Annotated in this window: 17 protein-coding genes and 1 other RNA gene; 7 read left to right on the forward strand and 11 right to left on the reverse strand. The window is 66.1% G+C overall.

Features of this window, described 5'->3' with window-relative positions:
- Positions 1–51: 51 nt before the first annotated feature.
- A non-coding RNA gene (locus QRM89_RS00870) (sX9 sRNA) lies at positions 52–126 on the forward strand.
- A 153-nt stretch (positions 127–279) separates the two neighbouring features.
- On the opposite strand, the gene QRM89_RS00875 is transcribed toward QRM89_RS00870, so the two are convergent.
- The 5 genes from QRM89_RS00875 to fabR all read right to left on the reverse strand — a co-directional run bounded on the left by QRM89_RS00875 (position 280) and on the right by fabR (position 6,441).
- Positions 280–1,077, reverse strand: coding sequence for a hypothetical protein (locus tag QRM89_RS00875; RefSeq protein ID WP_285447093.1), 798 nt, complete (start codon positions 1,075–1,077; stop codon positions 280–282).
- A 200-nt stretch (positions 1,078–1,277) separates the two neighbouring features.
- Positions 1,278–2,498 (reverse strand): RtcB family protein, encoded by a 1,221-nt coding sequence (locus tag QRM89_RS00880; protein WP_285447071.1) that lies wholly within the window; start codon positions 2,496–2,498, stop codon positions 1,278–1,280.
- A gap of 57 nt (positions 2,499–2,555) precedes the next feature.
- The gene (locus QRM89_RS00885) at positions 2,556–3,677 is read right to left on the reverse strand and encodes a slipin family protein (RefSeq protein ID WP_285447072.1); all 1,122 of its coding nucleotides are present in this window, start codon (positions 3,675–3,677) and stop codon (positions 2,556–2,558) included.
- A gap of 1,080 nt (positions 3,678–4,757) precedes the next feature.
- Positions 4,758–5,417 (reverse strand): UdgX family uracil-DNA binding protein, encoded by a 660-nt coding sequence (locus QRM89_RS00890; RefSeq protein ID WP_285447073.1) that lies wholly within the window; start codon positions 5,415–5,417, stop codon positions 4,758–4,760.
- A gap of 376 nt (positions 5,418–5,793) precedes the next feature.
- Complete coding sequence (gene fabR / locus QRM89_RS00895; RefSeq protein WP_011038955.1) at positions 5,794–6,441, reverse strand: HTH-type transcriptional repressor FabR; 648 nt, start codon at positions 6,439–6,441, stop codon at positions 5,794–5,796.
- A gap of 93 nt (positions 6,442–6,534) precedes the next feature.
- On the opposite strand from fabR, the gene QRM89_RS00900 reads away from it, so the two are divergent.
- Genes QRM89_RS00900 through QRM89_RS00910 form a run of 3 tightly spaced genes read left to right on the forward strand, consistent with a single transcriptional unit; the run spans position 6,535 to position 8,926 of the window.
- A complete protein-coding gene (locus tag QRM89_RS00900; protein WP_285447074.1) occupies positions 6,535–7,611 on the forward strand; it encodes a ferredoxin reductase in 1,077 nt (358 codons plus the stop codon).
- Positions 7,612–7,620: 9 nt separating this feature from the next.
- The gene (locus QRM89_RS00905) at positions 7,621–8,742 is read left to right on the forward strand and encodes an acyl-CoA desaturase (RefSeq protein WP_115531235.1); all 1,122 of its coding nucleotides are present in this window, start codon (positions 7,621–7,623) and stop codon (positions 8,740–8,742) included.
- Positions 8,743–8,761: 19 nt separating this feature from the next.
- A complete protein-coding gene (locus tag QRM89_RS00910) occupies positions 8,762–8,926 on the forward strand; it encodes a hypothetical protein (protein WP_161960963.1) in 165 nt (54 codons plus the stop codon).
- A 405-nt stretch (positions 8,927–9,331) separates the two neighbouring features.
- On the opposite strand, the gene QRM89_RS00915 is transcribed toward QRM89_RS00910, so the two are convergent.
- Positions 9,332–10,891, reverse strand: a complete 1,560-nt coding sequence (locus tag QRM89_RS00915) for an EAL domain-containing protein (protein ID WP_050911777.1) — start codon at positions 10,889–10,891, stop codon at positions 9,332–9,334.
- 381 nt (positions 10,892–11,272) lie between these two features.
- On the opposite strand from QRM89_RS00915, the gene QRM89_RS00920 reads away from it, so the two are divergent.
- Positions 11,273–11,449 carry a hypothetical protein gene (locus QRM89_RS00920; RefSeq protein WP_012439469.1) on the forward strand — a complete coding sequence of 59 codons (177 nt, stop codon included), beginning with the start codon at positions 11,273–11,275 and terminating at the stop codon, positions 11,447–11,449.
- A 10-nt stretch (positions 11,450–11,459) separates the two neighbouring features.
- On the opposite strand, the gene QRM89_RS00925 is transcribed toward QRM89_RS00920, so the two are convergent.
- The 3 genes from QRM89_RS00925 to QRM89_RS00935 all read right to left on the reverse strand — a co-directional run bounded on the left by QRM89_RS00925 (position 11,460) and on the right by QRM89_RS00935 (position 14,119).
- Positions 11,460–11,969 (reverse strand): lipocalin family protein, encoded by a 510-nt coding sequence (locus QRM89_RS00925; protein ID WP_014506278.1) that lies wholly within the window; start codon positions 11,967–11,969, stop codon positions 11,460–11,462.
- 341 nt (positions 11,970–12,310) lie between these two features.
- Positions 12,311–13,831, reverse strand: coding sequence for a YifB family Mg chelatase-like AAA ATPase (locus QRM89_RS00930; RefSeq protein ID WP_116670835.1), 1,521 nt, complete (start codon positions 13,829–13,831; stop codon positions 12,311–12,313).
- A gap of 15 nt (positions 13,832–13,846) precedes the next feature.
- Complete coding sequence (locus QRM89_RS00935) at positions 13,847–14,119, reverse strand: accessory factor UbiK family protein (protein WP_040941985.1); 273 nt, start codon at positions 14,117–14,119, stop codon at positions 13,847–13,849.
- A gap of 154 nt (positions 14,120–14,273) precedes the next feature.
- Here QRM89_RS00935 and QRM89_RS00940 point away from each other — a divergent pair, with 154 nt between their 5' ends.
- On the forward strand, positions 14,274–14,648 hold the full coding sequence (locus tag QRM89_RS00940) for a P-II family nitrogen regulator (RefSeq protein WP_200900803.1): 375 nt from the start codon (positions 14,274–14,276) through the stop codon (positions 14,646–14,648).
- A 299-nt stretch (positions 14,649–14,947) separates the two neighbouring features.
- Here QRM89_RS00940 and QRM89_RS00945 read toward each other — a convergent pair whose 3' ends face one another.
- Positions 14,948–15,607, reverse strand: coding sequence for an RIO1 family regulatory kinase/ATPase (locus QRM89_RS00945; protein WP_014506282.1), 660 nt, complete (start codon positions 15,605–15,607; stop codon positions 14,948–14,950).
- 526 nt (positions 15,608–16,133) lie between these two features.
- Between QRM89_RS00945 and QRM89_RS00950 the strand changes: the two genes are divergently transcribed.
- Positions 16,134–16,919, forward strand: a complete 786-nt coding sequence (locus QRM89_RS00950; protein ID WP_042595601.1) for a hypothetical protein — start codon at positions 16,134–16,136, stop codon at positions 16,917–16,919.
- A 114-nt stretch (positions 16,920–17,033) separates the two neighbouring features.
- On the opposite strand, the gene speE is transcribed toward QRM89_RS00950, so the two are convergent.
- Positions 17,034–17,891, reverse strand: coding sequence for a polyamine aminopropyltransferase (speE, locus tag QRM89_RS00955; protein WP_285447075.1), 858 nt, complete (start codon positions 17,889–17,891; stop codon positions 17,034–17,036).
- Positions 17,892–18,099 lie beyond the last annotated feature (208 nt).

The following is an 18,099-nucleotide window of genomic DNA, read 5'->3' on the forward strand; positions in this document are numbered from 1 at the left end:
CAAAACTACTGCGCAGCCGTCAGGCGGGCGCGGCCGGTGCTCGGAATCGGCATGTACCCACGTACATTCCGGTTTCTCCGCGCTGTCCGCACCCACCTGACGACTGCTCGCTACGTTTTGTTAGCCGCTCTAAGTTGCACTTGCCGAGGCGGTTCAAAACACGCACGTCGCCGCGCAGCAAGACAGCCTCGCAAGACTTGAAAACAACAACGGGCCCATTGGGCCCGTTGTTGTTAGCCATCCACGTGCAACGCATTGCGCTGCACGTAGCGCGCTCCTTTAGAGACGGGTGTCATCGGTGCGGCGCACCGAGCCGTCGTGACGATCCGAGTCGAAGGCCTCGCGCACCGCATGCTTGGCTTTTTCCCAGCTCAGGCGCGAATCGGCCTTGAAGCGGTCCCAGCCGTCGCCCAGGTCGCGCTCCAGATGGTCATCCCATTGGCGGCCGGCATGCTGCTGGCGCGCCTGCATGCCATAGCGGTACGCAGGGCGATAGTCATCGTAGGAGTAATCGGCTTCGCGGTAGCCCGCGCTGTCGAAGCGGCTCTGGTAGTGGGTGTCGTTGTCGCGGTACACGGTATGAGTGCGATCCGCACGGTCCCAGGCATCACGCGCGGCGAGGCGGGCTTCGTCCCACTCCAGGCGCGATTCACCACGGTTGCGCGGCCATTCGCCTGCCAGCGTGGCTTCGGTCTCTTCCCAGGTGCTGGTGGGGCGGGTTTCGCGCGCCTGCAGGCCGAATCCGTAGACGGTGGCGTAGTCGCGATCGTAGTCGGTGCCTTCCTTGTAGTACGGGCGGTTGCGATGCTCCTGGCGCCAATATTCGGTTTCCACCGTTGGGTCTAGCCGTTCGGCGACGCCTTTGCCTGCGGCAGCGCCAGCCACCACACCTGCCGCGGCGCCGATCAGCGTGCCCAGCGGGCCAAACACCGTGCCCGCCAGCGCGCCTGCGGCCGCGCCACCGGCAATGCCGCCCACGCCCACGCCCACCGGATGGGAGCCGGGCGTGCCGGAGATCGGGTCGCGGTTGAGATCTTGCGCTTCTGCCTTGCGTTCCTGCTTGTCGTAGCTGGTCATGTCGCCTCCGGGTTGCTTCAAGGACGCGTCCTGATACTGCAGGTCCGCGAATGTGGCGTCACGATGGCGTCGCAGGAGTGAAACGTGTGTGCGTGGATGTGAGTGCGGCCACGACATGACTGAACTGTGCACGCGCAGACACAGATGAGTTCGCTGCCTTCGCGCGCGCAATGAAAAAGGGCCGCTTGCGCGGCCCTTGCTCATCCCTTGATGCACACCACCTGGCGCAACGTGTGCAGCACTTCCACCAGATCCTGCTGCGCGGCCATCACGGCATCGATCGACTTGTACGCCGCCGGCGATTCGTCGATGACCGCCGCATCCTTGCGGCATTCCACGTGCGCAGTGGCTTCGCGGTGCTGCGCCAGCGTGATCTGCTGACGCGCGGCGGTCCGGCTCATGACTCGGCCCGCACCATGGCTGCAGCTGTGGAAGCTCTCCGCGTTGCCGAGCCCGCGCACGATGTAGCTACGCGTACCCATGCTGCCGGGAATGATGCCCAACTCGCCGGTGCGCGCACTGACCGCGCCCTTGCGGGTGATCAACAGTTCCTCACCGCCGTGCGTTTCCTTCTGCACGTAGTTGTGGTGACAGTTCACCGCCAGCTTTTCCAGCTGGAACTTCGGCAGGCGGTGGCGCATTTCCGCCAATACCCGCGCCATCATCGCCTCGCGGTTTTCGCGGGCGTAATCCTGCGCCCACGACACCGCTTCCACGTACTCATCGAACAACGGCTCGCCCTGCATGAAGAAGGCCAGGTCCTTGTCGGGCAAATGAAAGCCCAGCACGCGGTGTGCCAGCTGCTCACGCGCCCGCTCGATGAAATAGGTGCCGATCAGGTTGCCGGTGCCGCGCGAGCCGCTGTGCAGCATCACCCAGACCGCATCGGTTTCGTCCAGGCAGATTTCGATGAAGTGATTGCCACTGCCCAACGTGCCGATCTGGCACTCCAGCTTGTCGGTACGGATGCGCCGATGGGTCTGCTTGATCGCTTCCAGGCGCGGCACCAGCCCGGACTGTGCAATGCGCGTGGCGATGCTGTCCGGAAGATTACGGTGTTCGCCACCACGGCCATTGCCCACCGGCACGCTGCGCTCGATGCTGGAGCGCAGCTGGGCCAGGTTGTCGGGCAAATCGTTGGCACGCAGCGTGGTGCGCACTGCGGCCATGCCACAGCCGATGTCCACTCCGACCGCGGCCGGGATGATGGCGCCGCGGGTCGGGATCACCGAGCCCACGGTTGCACCCTTGCCCAGGTGCACGTCGGGCATCACCGCCACCCACGGCCCAACAAAGGGCACGGCGGCGATGTTGCGCAGCTGTGCATGCGCCTGTTCTTCCAGCGGCACGCCGCGCACCCAGCCCTTGATCGGCGTGGAGGTGCCTTCGGCATGCAGAAATTCATAGGTGTGTGTGTTCATTGTTCTCATTCCTTTGGGGCCGTGCGCGGCGGATCCGTCCACCGCACACGGCGATCATCAGCGCAGCGTCACCAGCTGCTTCAGCACGCCATCCAGGCCGCCGAACACGGTGAGCGTGTCGATCTTTTCGGTGACCTTTTCCAAGGCCTCCAGTTCCTTCAACCGCATCAGCACGCTGCTTTCCTCGATCAACTTTGCAGTGTTGAGCAGTGAACGCGTGGCATTGGCTTCTTCGCGTCGGCGGATCACATTGGCTTGCGCCTGCTTCTCTGCCTGCACCACGGCATTGAGGATGGCGCGCATCTCGCCGGGCAGGATCACGTCCTTGACGCCCACGCCCAGCACCTCGATGCCGAAGCCGTGCACGCTGCTACGCACATGCGCCACGATGTCGGCGTCCAGCGATGCCTTGTCGCCCAGCAACTCGTCCAGCGTCTTGCTGGCCACCGCACGGCGCAGCCCGTACTGCAGTTCGCGATACAGCAAATCGCCGGCCTTGGCCACGCGGGTGCGCATCGCCACCGCATCGGTGATGCGCATGCTGGCAGCCAGGTTGACCCGCAACGACACCTTGTCGCGGGTCAGCAGCTCCTGGCCGGAGACTTCGACCGATTGCACACGCAGGTCGATCACTTCGGTCACCACGGTGTTCTGGAAATTCCAGAACGCATACGCCCCGGGTGGCAGCGGTGGTGCGAGCGTGCCATCCACCGAGACCAGGCCGACCGAATCGGCCGGCACCTCAACGCAGCTGGCTACCTTCGACAGCGTGCCGAGCTGGCGCAGCCGGCGCTGCACATCCGTTGGCACCTGCAGCCCATCGCTGAGCGGCAGCACCTGCACGGACAGGGGGGTGGCCCCACGCCAGTACAGCGTGCGCGAGCCCGGCGGCAGTACGCCGTCGAGGACGCCGTTGCGCAGCAGCAGGCCGACCTGATGCGCACGGATGTCGGCGAGCACACAGTGCGTCTCCAGCTGCGGGCCCAGCGCCTCGATCAGCCGCTCGGCCTCGGCCCCTACCGGGGCGCCATTGCCCACCGCATGCAGCGTGATGGTGAGGCGATGCAACGGGTCGAACAGGCGATAGACGCCGGGCATGAGCAGGCGCGTAAAGCGCCGGTCGCGATACACCAGGCCGCGTTCGCCGTCACCGATCACGACCTTCTTGGTCCAGAACATGGCATGTCTCCTTGGGTTGGCTCTGGTGATCCGATCCGGGCACACACACACGCCTCGTCCCCCGGATCGGAACCGGGACGAAGCCATTGCCGACGCAACGCGGCGCAAGCGGAAAGAGAAGGAAACGCCCGTGACAGCGCGGTGGCGGAGCATGGTGGGCTGGCGCTGCCGCCGCACCGCACATGACCAACACGGCGAACCGCACGGCCAGGCGCACTGCAGGGAAGGCAGCGTCAGGCCACAGGCCCGGCGACAGCGCCGCTGTCTGGTGGCCGCGCACGGCTATGCGCTTACACCAGGCAAGGGCATTTCCTGGGGTTGGGACATGCGTCCCGTGGTGCATGACGTGAAAGGTCATGGTGGAGCGGGATTCGAACCCGCGACTCACGGAGGTGACTCCGCTGCTCTACCCAACTGAGCTATCCAGTGGTGGATGTGCCGGAATCGAACCGACCCTATGGCTGACGCCACCGCTCCCACCAGGAGCCGACATCCGATGTCAGAAACTGCATCGGAGTTTCCGGTATATGCCACGGCACGCCGCGCACACCAGCTGGAATAAACTCCAGACCGCTGGAAACCTTTCTGCATTGTTTCTGATTACCGTTCTTTAGGAACGATAATCCATGTGTACGCATGATCGCCTGCCGCCCGTGCCCGACACCTGGGCACAGCACTTGCGCGCCTCGCAGCACTGCAACTTCCGTGTTGCCGGGCGTTCCCTGCCCGGGTGTCTTCGGCGATCAGCCGCACCAACCTGTTGAGCGAACGCATAACGAAAACGCCCCCGGATGCAGCATCCGAGGGCGTTCGCAAGCCTCGGAGATCGGGTGACCGATCTCCTGTGGCTGAAGATCAATCGAAGGTGTGCATCCGCGCTGCCAGCACGGCGACACGCGTCTGCGGAACGCGGTTGGCGCGTTGCAGTCGGTCCTGTTTGCTGGGGAGATGAATGGTCATCTGCGCGGGAATCCAAAAAGTGCAGGGCGTACCTGCCGAGGGCGCGAACATTACTCGCGTTGTTTTTCTTGTGCAAGGACTTTATGCAAAAAAAATAATCGGGCCGATTATCTCCGGGCATCATCGGAGGTAATCCAGTGCGGCCGCGACCTGGGCCAGATCCTCACGAAGCAGCGCGTGCGTGGCGGTGCGCTCGGGCTCACGCATGCGCAGGATGGCGGACGGGTGCCAGCTTGCCAGCGCAGTGGTGCGGTCATCCAGCGCGCGCCATTGCCCGCGTTCGGTGGTCAATCGAAACGCGTTGCCGAACAGGGTCTGCGCCGCCATCGCGCCCAGCGCCAGCACAATGCGTGGGCGTATCCGTAACAGTTCGGCGGCCAACCATGGCCGGCACGCGGCCTGTTCGCCGGCGGTGGCGCGCTGATGCAGCCGGCGTTTGCCGCGCGGGACGAACTTGAAATGCTTGACCGTGTTGGTGACGTAGGCCATCGCCGGATCCAGGCCCACGTCGGCCATCAGCGTGCCCAGCAACTGGCCGGCCGGGCCCACGAACGGGCGGCCCTGCTGGTCTTCCTGGTCCCCGGGCTGTTCACTAATGATCATCAACGGCGCGCGGGCAGGGCCGGCGCCAAATACAACCTGGGTGGCCGGCTTCCAGAGATCGCAGCGACGGCAGTGCTGTGCCTGCGCTCGCAGCGCGGTCAAGGTGCCGCTGGGCACGGTGTCCACCGGCTTGGCTAATGGAGTGGTGGGCGCAGAAGGGATGCGGTGCGCAGGCATGGGCAGCGGCAAGGCAAGCGGGTAGCCGACGCTAGGGCGCGGCCCGCGGAGACGCCGTGAATCACCCAGCGGTGTGTGCGGGCATGCTCACGGGGTGGCGATGGTGCGCGTGCGTGTTCGGCCATTGCTGCAACGGCGGCCTCGGCAGGCGCGCGAAAAACGCGCTGAGGGCGCTCTCAACGCAGCTCAATCGCGACAGCTGGTCGCACTGTGAGCAACGCATCGCGGTGCCGCTTTAATGCATGCACCAGTACGCATCAACGGTTTGCAGGCGACTAAAGACGCATTCGCGCAGGGATACCGGTGCCGCACCACAGCGGCAATGGCGCACGCAATCCAGCGTGCCGACAAGGAACCACCCGCCGTCCCGCAACACTCAGTGGCCGTGCGAGCCCAGCGTGCGGGCGCCGGTGAGGATCATGCGCAGCATCTGCGAGATCTGTTCGACCAGCTCGGGATCTTTCTCCGGTGGCAGGTCCATCGCCGTGGCGCCCATCGCAAACACCAGCCGGGTGATCGCCTTGGAGACCAGCGCCGGCGCATGCAGCGTGGCGCCATCGGCAGCGGCCAGGCGGATCAGGTCCACGCGCAGCTCGTCTTCGAAATAGCTGAGCTCGCGTTCCACCGCCTGCTTGAAGGCATCCGAGCCCACCGCACCCTCGCGCAGCAGCACGTGCAGCAACTTGTCGTCGGCGCGCAGCTGTTCCATGAAGGTTTCCACCGACACCCGGATCACGCTGCGGTCGGTGGAGGTGGCCCGCCGCCGTGCCTGGCCGATGATGGTGCGCAGCGAGCGCCCGGCCAGATCGATCAGCGCCACGGCGAGCTCGTCCATGTCGCGGAACTGGCGGTAGAAGCTGTTCGGCGCGATGCCGGCCTCACGGGCCACTTCGCGCAGGCTCAGTGTGGACAGGCTGCGGTGGGGGCCAATCAACGACAGTGCCGCGGCGATCAGGTCCTCGCGTGAAATCGCCGGCTTGCGTGACGGCGGCGCGTCGTGGGATGGCAGGGCGATGGAGGTCATGAGGCGGCAGCCGGGCGTGGGCCTGAATCATAGCCCCTCTGGCCGATATACAACTGTATACACGCCTGTGCATGCGTGCGTATAGTGCACCCCATGAACTCGGCTCCTGCTCGCATGCCCAAGTCCCCGCTGCCCACGCGCCTGGCGCGCCGGCTGGTGTCGCCCCAGCTGTTCGACTTCTGGGCGACCCGGATCAACCCGTTGTGGACCCTGGAGCGCCCGATGGCGCGGCTGGTCGCACGCACGCCGGCCAGCCGGGATGCAGTGACCTTGCTGTTCCAGCCCAATGGGCATTGGCAGGGCCTGCACGCCGGCCAGCACGTCAGCATCGGCGTGGAAATCGACGGCCGCCGCCTGCTGCGCAGCTACAGCCCCACGGTGCTGGCCGACGGCCGCCTGGCGATCACCGTCAAGGCCATCACCGGCGGGCTGGTCAGCACGTATCTGGCCAGTGAGGCGCCGCTGGGTGCGGTGGTCTCGTTGGATCCGGCCTTCGGCGACATGCTGCTGCCCACAACGCCCGCACCTCTATTGCTGTTGGCGGCCGGCAGCGGCATCACGCCGATGCGCGCGCTGCTGCAGGCCGCTGCGGCGGCAGGCATGCCGATGGACGTGGACCTGATGTACTGGGTGCGCCAGCGCGACGAGGCCTGCTTCCTGGACGAATTCGAAGCGCTGGCGGCCGTGCATCCGCGCCTGCGCGTGCAACTGCTCACCACCCGCGAAGGCGCCGCGCCTGCGCCGCGTATCGACACCTTCCCGCTGGAGCAGATCACCGCCCTGCAGGACCGGCATGTGATGGCTTGCGGGCCGGGCGGTTTCGTGCAGGCCGCACGCGAGCGCTTGCAGGACCGTGTTGCCCGGTTCCAGGCCGAAGCCTTCAGCGTGCCGGCACTGGACGACGGCGAAGCCGGCCAGGTGCAGGTCCAGCTGTCACGCAGCGGCCGTACGCTGACCCTGCCGCGCGGCCAGTCGCTGCTGGAAGGGCTGGAAGCCCAGGGCCTGCGTCCCAAACACGGCTGCCGCATGGGCATCTGCAATAGCTGCGCGTGTGCGCGCCAGTTCGGCACCACGCGGCACCTGCTGACCGGCGAGCGCAGCAGCGAACCTACCGCACAGGTGCGCCTGTGCATCAGCGCCGCCAGCACCGACCTGATCCTGGATCTGTAAGGAACCCTCATGAGCCGAGTCCATAACCGCGCCCTGTCCGCCGCCGAATTGCAGTCCTTCGGCGACGAGCTCGATGCCGTCCGTGCCCGCGTGCTGACCCAGGTCGGCGCCGCCGACGCGCGCTACATCCGCCGCATCGTTGCGGCCGTGCGCTGGACCGGCGTGGCCGGCCGGGCGCTGCTGTTCCTGGGCGCCTTCGTACACAGCGTGTTGATCCCGGCGTGGATCGCCGGCGTGGTGCTGCTGACCCTGTCCAAGATCCTGGAGAACATGGAGTTGGGCCACAACGTCATGCACGGCCAGTACGACTGGATGGGCGACCCGCAGCTCAACGGCAACACCTACGAGTGGGACATCGTTGCCACCGGCGACAACTGGCGCAAGACCCACAACTTCAAGCACCACACCTATACCAACGTGCGTGGCATGGATGACGACATCGGCTACGGCTTGCTGCGCATCTTCCCCGAGCAGCGCTGGCGCCCGTTCTACCTGCTGCAGCCGTTCATCGCGGTGGTGTTCGCGCTGCTGTTCGAATGGGGCGTGGCAATCCAGGACCTGCGCCTGGGCCGCTGGTTCGCCGGCAAGATGAAGGCCGCCGAATTGCGCGCGTCGTTCCTGCCGGTCGGCCGCAAGATGGGCCGCCAGATGCTCAAGGACTACATCGTGTTTCCGTTGCTGGCCGGCCCGTTCTTCCTGACCGTGCTGCTGGGCAACCTGGCCGCGAACATGCTGCGCAGCATCTGGACCTTCGTGATCATCTTCTGCGGCCACTTCACCGCCGATGCGGAAGTGTTCCCGAAGGAATCGATCCGCAACGAGTCGCGTGGTCACTGGTATCTGCGTCAGCTGCGTGGTTCGTCCAACCTGACCGGCGGCAAGCTGATGAATGTGCTGTCGGGCAACTTGAGCCACCAGATCGAACACCACTTCTATCCCGACCTGCCGGCCAATCGCTATGCGCAGATCGCGGTCGACGTGAAGCAGATCTGCGCGCGCTACGGCCAGCACTACAACACCGGCTCGCTGCCGCGTCAGTTCGGCCAGGTGATGTGGCGGATCGTGCGGCACGCCTTCCCGAGCCGCCCGGCACCGGTGCGGCAGAACGACGGCGCACTGCAACGCGCCTGAGGCTTGCGACCTGATACAAATGATCGGCCTGTCGCGCGTGCGGCAGGCCGATCATGTTTGTGGGGTGCGCAACTGTTTGGCTGACCGTATTGAGGAGCAGCTGCGCTCGTTGGCACGTACAACAGAAACAGGTGTGGCAGGGCTCGCGCCATCGCTGTCGGCTTTGCTTGGAACCGCGATGTGATGCGATGTCGCCGGGACGGAAGGGCGGTTGCGTTGGAGTGCATGCGGTAATGCGTAACAACTGTCGTGTCGCTATTTCAGCGCGCAGCATGTCCGCTGATCGCGACCCAACGACCCAACAATTCATTAGCCGATTAGCGCTACAGCGATCAGCCAGTCCGCTGCAGTGCATTGCGGTAGGCCATGAATCCGCCGCCGGCAATGCGCGCGCGAACAGCCAGCCCTGCGCCGTCACCGTCATCTGGTGAGTAGCTGGAAGCGACGGCGTGATGGGTTTGGCGAGGTACGAACCGGTGGTTGCGGAGCGCATGCAGGTGCATGAGGCGCACGCGATGGCTTTGCAGCGCACAGCCTGTCCGCTGATTGGCGAGCCAACGACCCACTGCGCAGATCAGCGATCCGACGCTCAGCCAGCCCGTCGCAGCGCATTGCGATAGGCGATGAACCCCGCCGCCGGCAAGGCGCGCGAGAACAGCCAGCCCTGCGCCAGGTCCACGCCGTGGGCGCGCAGATAATCCAGCTGCTCCTGCCGCTCCACGCCTTCGGCAATGGTGCGCAACTGCAGGGTCTTGGCCATTTCGATGATGTGCGAGGTCACCGCGCTGGTGGCCGAGTGCGTGCCGATGGTGTCCACGAAGGATTTGTCGATCTTCAACGCGTCCAGCGGCAACCCCTGCAGGTATTGCAGGCTCGAATAGCCGGTGCCGAAGTCGTCGATGGACACGGTGTGGCCGGCGCCGCGCAGATGCATGATCGTGGTGCGCGCCGCATCGATATCCATGAGGCTGCGCTCGGTCGCTTCTACCCACAGTTGCCCGCTGTCCACGCCGGTGCCGGCCAATGCATCGGCCAGCACGCTCTGCACGCGGCCGCTCTTGATATCGCCGGCCGAGACATTGATGGCCACGTGCAGGGAGCGGTCGGCCGCCAGCATCGGGCCGAGGTCGCGGATGACTTCGGCCACCACCAGGTCGGTGATCGGCAGGATCAACCCACTGTGCTCGGCCAACGGGATGAAGTCATCCGGCGGCACCAGCGCGCCGCCGGGCTGCTGCCAGCGCACCAGGGCTTCGGCGCCCACGCAGTCCCCGCTGTCCAGCGCGATGATCGGTTGGTAGTGCACCACGAACTCGCCACGCTGCACGGCGATCTCCAGCCGCGCCAGCGGGGACAGGCGCCGCCGCGACACCCACACCACCGCGCCCACCAGCAACAGCGCCACCAGGATGCCGACCGGCAGCAGCTGCAGGCGCAAGGCCGCCAGCGGCCCGCGCAGATAGGCGGCCGGCTCGGTGACCACGGCCACCCAATCGCCGCGCCGCGCCCGCCCGGACAGCACTTCCGAGGCCGGTGCGGCATGCGAGGTGGCCGCCAGCGCCTGCCCCTGCAGCAACTGTTCGGCGGCGGTGCCGGTGCTGCTGAGGATCTGCCCGGCCGGCGTGCCGATCGCCAACTGCAGGCCGGGTGGGACGTTGATGTCGGTGAGCGTGGAGGGGTTGATCAGAACGTTGTAGTCGCCCAGGTGCAGGGCCATCACCGGGTGCTGCGGGCTGGCCAGCGGGAGCAGGCGGGTGGTTACGGCGATCCCGCGCGCGACCGTGAAGTCCGCAGGCGTCTGTGGCACTGCCGCGTCCAGCGTGCCCCACGAGGTGCAGCGCAGCTGACCTTGCTGGAAATGGCCGAGTTCAACGATGTGGTGGCTGCTCAGCACCAGCGCGCGCATCTGCGCCAGGTGCGCGGGCGAACAGGAGGGCAGCGTCGATGCGGCCATGCTCAGCAGCGCGCCATGCGCCTCGTCGAAGGCGGTGTCGGTGCGGCGGATCGACAATTCGGCCAGCCTGCTCAACTCGGCCTGCTCGCGCGTGAGCGCCAACCGCCACGCCAGGTAATACGACACGCCGGTGGGAAGCGCCGCACACAGCAGGGCAAGCAGCACGGTGACGCTGATGATGCGGTGCCGCTTCACTTCAGATCCTGACATGGGTGGCCAGCATTGCCGGCTGGCCGATGGCAGGGTGGGCAGCCGCGCACGGCGCGCTCGAGAGTGGTCTGCGCTGTGGCGTATGTTCGGCCACGCAGCACCGCCGCATGGGGACGGAGATGGCGGGCGGCGGTGACAGATGAGGCTGCACGTCACGAATGTACGACACACACGTGCATTGCGGGCAGCGTTTCGGCGAAGCGGTCGCGTTTTTATGCTCGCGGCCGCTTGTGTCGGTGTTGAGAGGTCCGGCCCTGTTAGGTTCACGCACCCGCGTCGGGGCAGCGGGTAGGGTCAGGTGGTCGGCAGTGCTGCACTGATCCGACACCTCGGCGCCATGCTGGCGCCCTCGATGGAGAACGACCCATGACCCAACAGAAAGAACGCGTCGGCGGCACCGATGCAGTGCCGATCTTCAAGATGCAGGAGGCCACCCGCGACGGCGAGGTGACCAAGTACGTGGTGGGCGACACCGGCGTCGCCTTCGACAGCCTGGAGGGCGCGCAGGCCGCCGCCAAGGACCTGGGCACCCTCAACAACTAGCGGTGCCGCGCTACGGGAGCGGCTGCTCGGTCAGCCGCCCCGTATGCGGGGTGTGGATCAGCGGCGCCAGATCGAAGCCCTGCTCGCGTGCATGGGCCAGATAGGTCTGCGCGATGTTTTCGTCCAGCTGCGGCAAGCGCGCCAGCAACCACAGGTATTTGCGATCCGGGCTGCCAACCAGCGCAGCGGTGTAGTCGCTATCGATGCGCATCACCCAGTAGTCGCCTTTGGTGAAGGGAATCCAGCGCAAGCCTTCCGGCAAAAAGGTGACTTCCAGGCGTGCGTGCGTTTCATCGATCGCGCGTGCCTGCCCAACCGCTTCCTCGAGCTCGCCCTTGGCGGTGAAGCAGCGGTTCTGCACGCGGATGCCGCCGTCGGCGTCCAGCGAATAATGCGCAGACACATCGGTGCAATCGGCATCCTCGAAACGGATCGGCAGGCGGGCGATCTCGTACCAGGTGCCGAGATAACGGCTCAGGTCCAACGATGCGACGGTGGACAGGTCGGGATGTCGGCTCATGGCGGCCTCTGTGCAGTGGGATCGCCGCAGTTGTACGCGCACCGCCATGAATCGGGTGTCGGCATGTGGTGCGGGGTGGCGTTACGCGCCCGTTGCGGGCTCCTGCGATTGACCGCAGCGGGCTGTTTTCGAGCAGGCGCCGCGCAGTGCGCGTGCCGAGCAGATCAACGCAGCCAGGTGCAACGCAGGCGTGTGGTCAGGCAGCGCAGACTTCTAGCAGCGCAGAACAGCCTGGCTACCCGCCCAGCAGCGTCACCGCAGCGACCACACATCTGCCTGCACCATGAGTCCCGCACACTGATACCGCCGGTCGCGTTGCCAGAGCCATCCATCAAGACACGTCATGCGGCGCTGGAGGTATCAAGGGCACGGTCGAGTTTGCGGTAGCCGATGGCTTCGGTGAGGTGACGGGTGGCGATGTCGGCGCTGTCGTCGAGATCGGCGATGGTGCGCGAGACGCGCAGAATGCGATGCATCGACCGTGCGGACAGCTGCAGATGTTCGATGGCGCGTTCCAGCAGCAGCTGATCGTCATTGCCCAACCGGCAGTGGCGGTCGGTGGCGGCCTGGTCCAGGCGGGCATTGGGCACCTGCGCACGTGCCTGCTGGCGTTCGCGTGCAGCGGCAACGCGTGCGCGAACGCTGGCACTGTCCTCGCCGGTCGCACCGCTGCGCAGTGCCTGCGGCGGCAGGCGCGGCACGTCGACGTGCAGGTCGATGCGATCCAGCAGCGGCCCGGAGATGCGGCTGCGATACCGGCGGATGGCGTCACCACTGCAGCGGCATCGCCCGCTGGCATCGCCGGCCCAGCCGCACGGGCAGGGATTCATCGCGGCGACCAGCTGGAACCGCGCCGGGAAGTCCATGCTACGCGCGGCCCGCGAGATGGTGACCACACCGGACTCCAGTGGCTCGCGCAGCACTTCCAGGGTCTGTCGCTGCCACTCGGGCAGCTCGTCCAGGAACAGCACCCCGTTGTGCGCCAATGAGATCTCACCCGGGCGCGGATGGGTGCCACCGCCCACCAGCGCCACCGCGCTGGCGGTATGGTGCGGGGCGCGATAAGGGCGTTGCCGCCAGCGCGCCAGGTCCAGGCCGCGTCCGCTGATGGAGGTGATGGCGGCGGTTTCCAGCGCCTCGGCCTCGCTGGCGTCCGGCAACAGACTGGGCAGGCGCGAGGCCAGCAAGGTCTTGCCGCAGCCAGGGCTGCCGACCAGCAGCAAGTGATGGCCGCCGGCCGCGGCGATCTCCAGCGCCCGGCGCGCATGCGGCTGTCCGCGCACGTCGGCCATGTCCGGTAGCGCGCGGGCGCCGAGCGCGACGATCGCCAGTTCGGCGGCCGGTGGTGGCTGGGTGCCGTTGAGTGCGGCGCACACTTCCAGCAAGGTGCGCGCGGTAAAGGCCTGCACGTGTCCGGCGATGGCCGCCTCGGCGCCGTTGGCCAGCGGCACGATCAGGCGCCGCCCGGCCTGCGCGGCGGCCAGGGCCGCAGGCAGCACCCCATCGATGCCGCGCAGCTCGCCGGTGAGGGCCAGCTCGCCGAGGAATTCGTAGTCGGCCAGGGCCTGGCGGTCGATCTGCCCGCTGGCCGCAAGGATGCCGAGCGCGATCGGCAGGTCGAAGCGCCCGCCGTCCTTGGGTAGATCCGCCGGCGCCAGGTTGATGGTGATGCGGCGTGCGGGGAATTCGAACTGTGCGCACAGCAAGGCGGCACGGACCCGTTCGCGTGACTCGCGCACCGCAGCCTCGGGCAGGCCCACGATCTGGGTGGAAGGCAGGCCGCCGGAGAGATGCACTTCCACCCGGACTTCAGGCGCGTGCACTCCCACGCGGGCACGGCTGTGCACCAGCGCCAGACTCATGGGGGCGGCCTTGGGTCAGGGGGTTGGGGAGGTGGGCGGCGCGGTGCCGCTGCGCGCTTCCAGCGCTGCGACCGTCTGCTCAAGCGCGTCGAGTTTTTCGCGTGTGCGCAGCAGCACCGCACGCTGCACATCGAACTCTTCGCGGGTGACCAGGTCCAGCTTGCCCAGGCCGGCCTGCAGCGCGCCCTTGAAGGTGCTCTGCAGTTCTTCGCGCGACTGGCGCAGGCCCGGCGGCACCAGGTCGCTGAGGCGGCGGGCAAGGTCGTCGAGTTGGTTGAAATCGATCATGGCAGTTCTCCGCAGGTCCGTAGGAAGCCTAGTGCAGGCCGGACATACGGGACATCGGCAGGGCAGTCGGCAGGTGGTAAGGATAGTCCCATTCGGCTGTCGGCCGTGGCGGCCCCTGCCATCGGATGGGATGAGTGTTGCGGCGGTCCACGGTATGCTGCGCGCCCGTCATTCCTGGGACTTGCCCCCGATGAAAATGATCATGGCCATCGTCAAACCGTTCAAGCTGGACGATGTGCGCGAAGCACTCGCCGGCTGCGGCGTCGCGGGCATCACGGTGACCGAGGTCAAGGGATTTGGGCGCCAGAAGGGCCACACCGAGCTGTATCGCGGCGCCGAGTACGTGGTCGACTTCCTGCCCAAGGTGAAGATCGAAGTGGCGGTGACCGACGACCAGGCCGAGCAGGTGGTGGAAGCCATCGTCAAGGCGGCCGGCACCGGCAAGATCGGCGACGGCAAGGTGTTCGTCTACGACCTGGGCAGCGTGGTGCGCATCCGCACCGGCGAACTGGACGGCGACGCGCTGTAAGGCACGTTCGTCCGTAAGGCGAATGCCACGCTCCCAGTAGTGCTTGGTGCTGAGCAGTGGGTGGAGGCGCTGGTGGACCTCGCCACGACGTGATCGACGGCGCTGCCATGCGCGCATGCACGTGCATCTGGATGTGAGCGTCGGCGGACGACCGCAGCAGCCCGACTTATCTACGGGCACATACTTATCGCAGTCCGCAGTCCGCAGTCCGCAGTCCGCAGTCCGCAGTCCACGGCCAATCCTGTGGATCCCACCAGCCTGCGATCAACAACGCACCGCAAGCCCACCCCTGCCGGGTCTCAGGCAGCGCCACCCTTCAGCCGCCGATACAGCCGCTTCCAGCCGTTACGCACGCCGCGCACCCAGCCCGGTTCGGCAGTGAGCGCAGCTTCGGCGTCGCTGGGCGCGATGCCGACCAGGCGCCGACGCATCTTCTGGAAGTTCGCCACATCGCTGCGCTGCAGCTGCCGCGACAGCGTGCTGCGGCGTAACCAGCGCGGGAACCGCCACGCCGAGGTGAAATCGATCAGCACCGGCACCCCGGCGCTGACCACCACGTTGGTGCCGTGCAGGTCGTTATGGGTGATGCCCACTGCATGCAGGCGGCGCAAGGCGTGCTGCAGCTGCTGAAAGACTTCCTGCCCTACCACCGCGCTGGCGCTGAGCGTGTCGCCGGGAATGAACTCCATGCCCAGCGCCAGGCCGCCCAAGGTGCCGAGCAAGGCCGGCGCATGCTTCCAGCCCTGCAGGCGCCGCAGCATGTTGGCCTCGTGGCGCACCATCAGCCGCGCGATCGGCGCGAGCAGGGTGCGCCGGTAGCGGCTGTAGTCCTTGACCACCGCCAGCTGCCCATCCAGATGGGTGCGGTAGACGGTGGGCTCGAGCAGGCGGGTGCCTTGCTTGAGCAGCACGGGGGTGGCGATGGTCAGGCTGGCGGTATCCAGCGCTTGGTAGTGCATGACGGCTCTCCGGACCCTGAGGGCGCGGGAGTGGTCACGCGTCTGCAGGTCCACGGTGATCATTAGATCGGGACCGGACAATTTTAGAACTTCCAAGTTCTGAAATTAGATTTGTTAAAAAAATGAAATGTTCCGGAGGTGGAACGCTCTGCCAGATCAGTCACTTGGGCGATCGCGCAGGTGCAGGCGGTTGCTGGCAGTAAATGCCGAGGAGGCGCAGCACAACGGCTATGTTGAGACGAGGCACAACTGACAGCCAGGCAGAAGCGGCATCGCGCCTCAACCGTCCATCGGAAACCGGTCACTTAACGTCTTGACCGCAAATGAGACTCCAGGCACTGTGCCGCTGCGGTCAGGGGGCTGCATCACCCGCGCGCATGCGAAGGCGTGCGCGCCGCGTGCCATGCGGTGATGTGGGGAACGCCTCCAGCTACTGACGGCAACTGCGCCACTTCCGGACGCCGTTGGGCCATGCCTGCGCGCGCAAGGATGCGGAAGACGATGGAGTTCCACACATGGGGATGCGATGAAAAGGACCGCAACACTGCTGTTGGCCTGCACGGCGCTTGGCGTCACGGCACAGGCCTCGGCGCAATCGTTATCGCGCGGCTGGGACAGCTACCGCCAGCAGCAAAAGCAGCAGCAGGCCGGTACGCAGAGTGCGGAGGCGCCTGCCTCAAGTACGCAGCAAACACGCGGCACGTCGGCGCAGTCTGCCGATGCGAGCGGGACCGCCAGCGATGGAATGACTACCGCCACTGCGCCGTACCCGGTCGTGGACCCGACACCAGCACCAGCGTATGCACCACCGCCACCACGCCAGGAAGAACAACGCCTGAAGAGTGGTGCGTTTATTGGTGTGCAGGGCGGCCAGGGCAAGGTGTACGAAAGCATCGACCAGGACATGCTTGGCCTCAACGCCGGTTATCGGTGGCGGGCAGGTCCGGTGACGTTGATCGGCCTCGAGGCCGCAGTTGGAAAGCTGGCCCGTATCAGTGATCACGACGGCTACTACGTTCCTAGCGTGGAATTCGGCAGTCTGGGCGGCATGGCGCGCTTCAACTTCGGCGACAGCCCACTGTTTGCCGTCGTGCGGCTGGGATACTGGTCGGCTAATTCACAGGGCGACTCGAACGAGCGCGTTTCCGGCGGCTATGCCGGTGCGGGCGTTGGCGTCGACCTCGGCCGGCACGCGAGCTTGAGCGTGCTCTATACGAACTATGTGTACGCCAACGATTACTACTACTCGGATGAAGACATCACCATCAATCGCGCAGAAGTGCTGAACGTTGGTGCCGAAGTGCGCTTCTGATCAGACGCGCGTCGGAACTGCAGATGTGGCAACGGGGCGGATGACAACATCCGCCCCGTTCTCGTTTCACACGACGCCGGCAAGCGCGTACTCCATTGCCGGCGCTTATGACGCTTACTCGCCCAGCGCCTTGGCCACAAACGGCGGTGCCACCAGCACGCCGGTGTGCAGATGTGCGGTGTAGTACAGCGTGTCGAAGCCCTTGGCCTGCGCGTCGGCCTGGCGGAAGGCGAAATCCGCGTTGGCCTGCTTGCTGGCCATGTTCACGCTCCACCAGCCGGTGGGGTAGCACGGCTGCGGGAACGGCAGGGTCTTGAACGACTGGAAGCCGGCCTTGCCCATTTCCGTGCGCATTTCCTTGATCAGGTCCAGCAGCGCCAGCGGCGATTCGGATTGCTGCACCAGGATGCCGTCGTCCTTGAGTGCCTTGAAGCAGCTCTCGTAGAAGGACTTGTTGAACAGGCCTTCGGCCGGGCCCACCGGATCGGTGGAATCCACGATTACGATATCCACGCTGCCGGCCGGGCAATTGGCCATGTAGGCCACGCCGTCGTCGAACAGCAGCTCGGCGCGCGCATCGTCATTGGAGTCGCACAGCTCGGGGAAGTACTTCTCCGACATGCGGGTGACCTGCTCGTCGATATCGCACTGGGTGGCACTTTCCACGCCGGGGTGCTTGAGCACCTCGCGCAGCGTGCCGCAGTCGCCGCCACCGATGATCACCACGCGCTTGGGGGCGGCATGGGTGAACAGCGCCGGGTGGCTGATCATCTCGTGATAGAAGAAGTTGTCGCGGCTGGTGAGCATCACCGCGCCGTCGATGATCATCAGCTTGCCCCAATCGGTGGTCTGGTAGATCTCGATCTTCTGGAACGGGGACTGCACCTCGTCCAGCTTGCCGCTGATGCGGTAGCCGATGGCCGAGCCGGTGGGCTGGAAGTGTTCGATGTACCAGTTGTCGTTGGTGCTCATGCGGACGTCCTAATCGAAAAGAAACGGGCTGTTCCTGCTCCCGGCAGGAGAAGGTGGCGCACGGCGCCAGGTGAGGGTCGGGGCGCAGCCTGGTGCAGCCATGCGGCTGATGGCCAGGTCCGAGCCCTCGTCAGCCCCGTTTCCATCGGGAACAGGGCGTCAGATCGGCGCGGATTGTAACGGACCCTCGGCATGCCAGGCGTTACAA

It is taken from the genome of Xanthomonas sp. LMC-A-07, assembly GCF_030208825.1.
GTDB lineage: Bacteria > Pseudomonadota > Gammaproteobacteria > Xanthomonadales > Xanthomonadaceae > Xanthomonas > Xanthomonas campestris.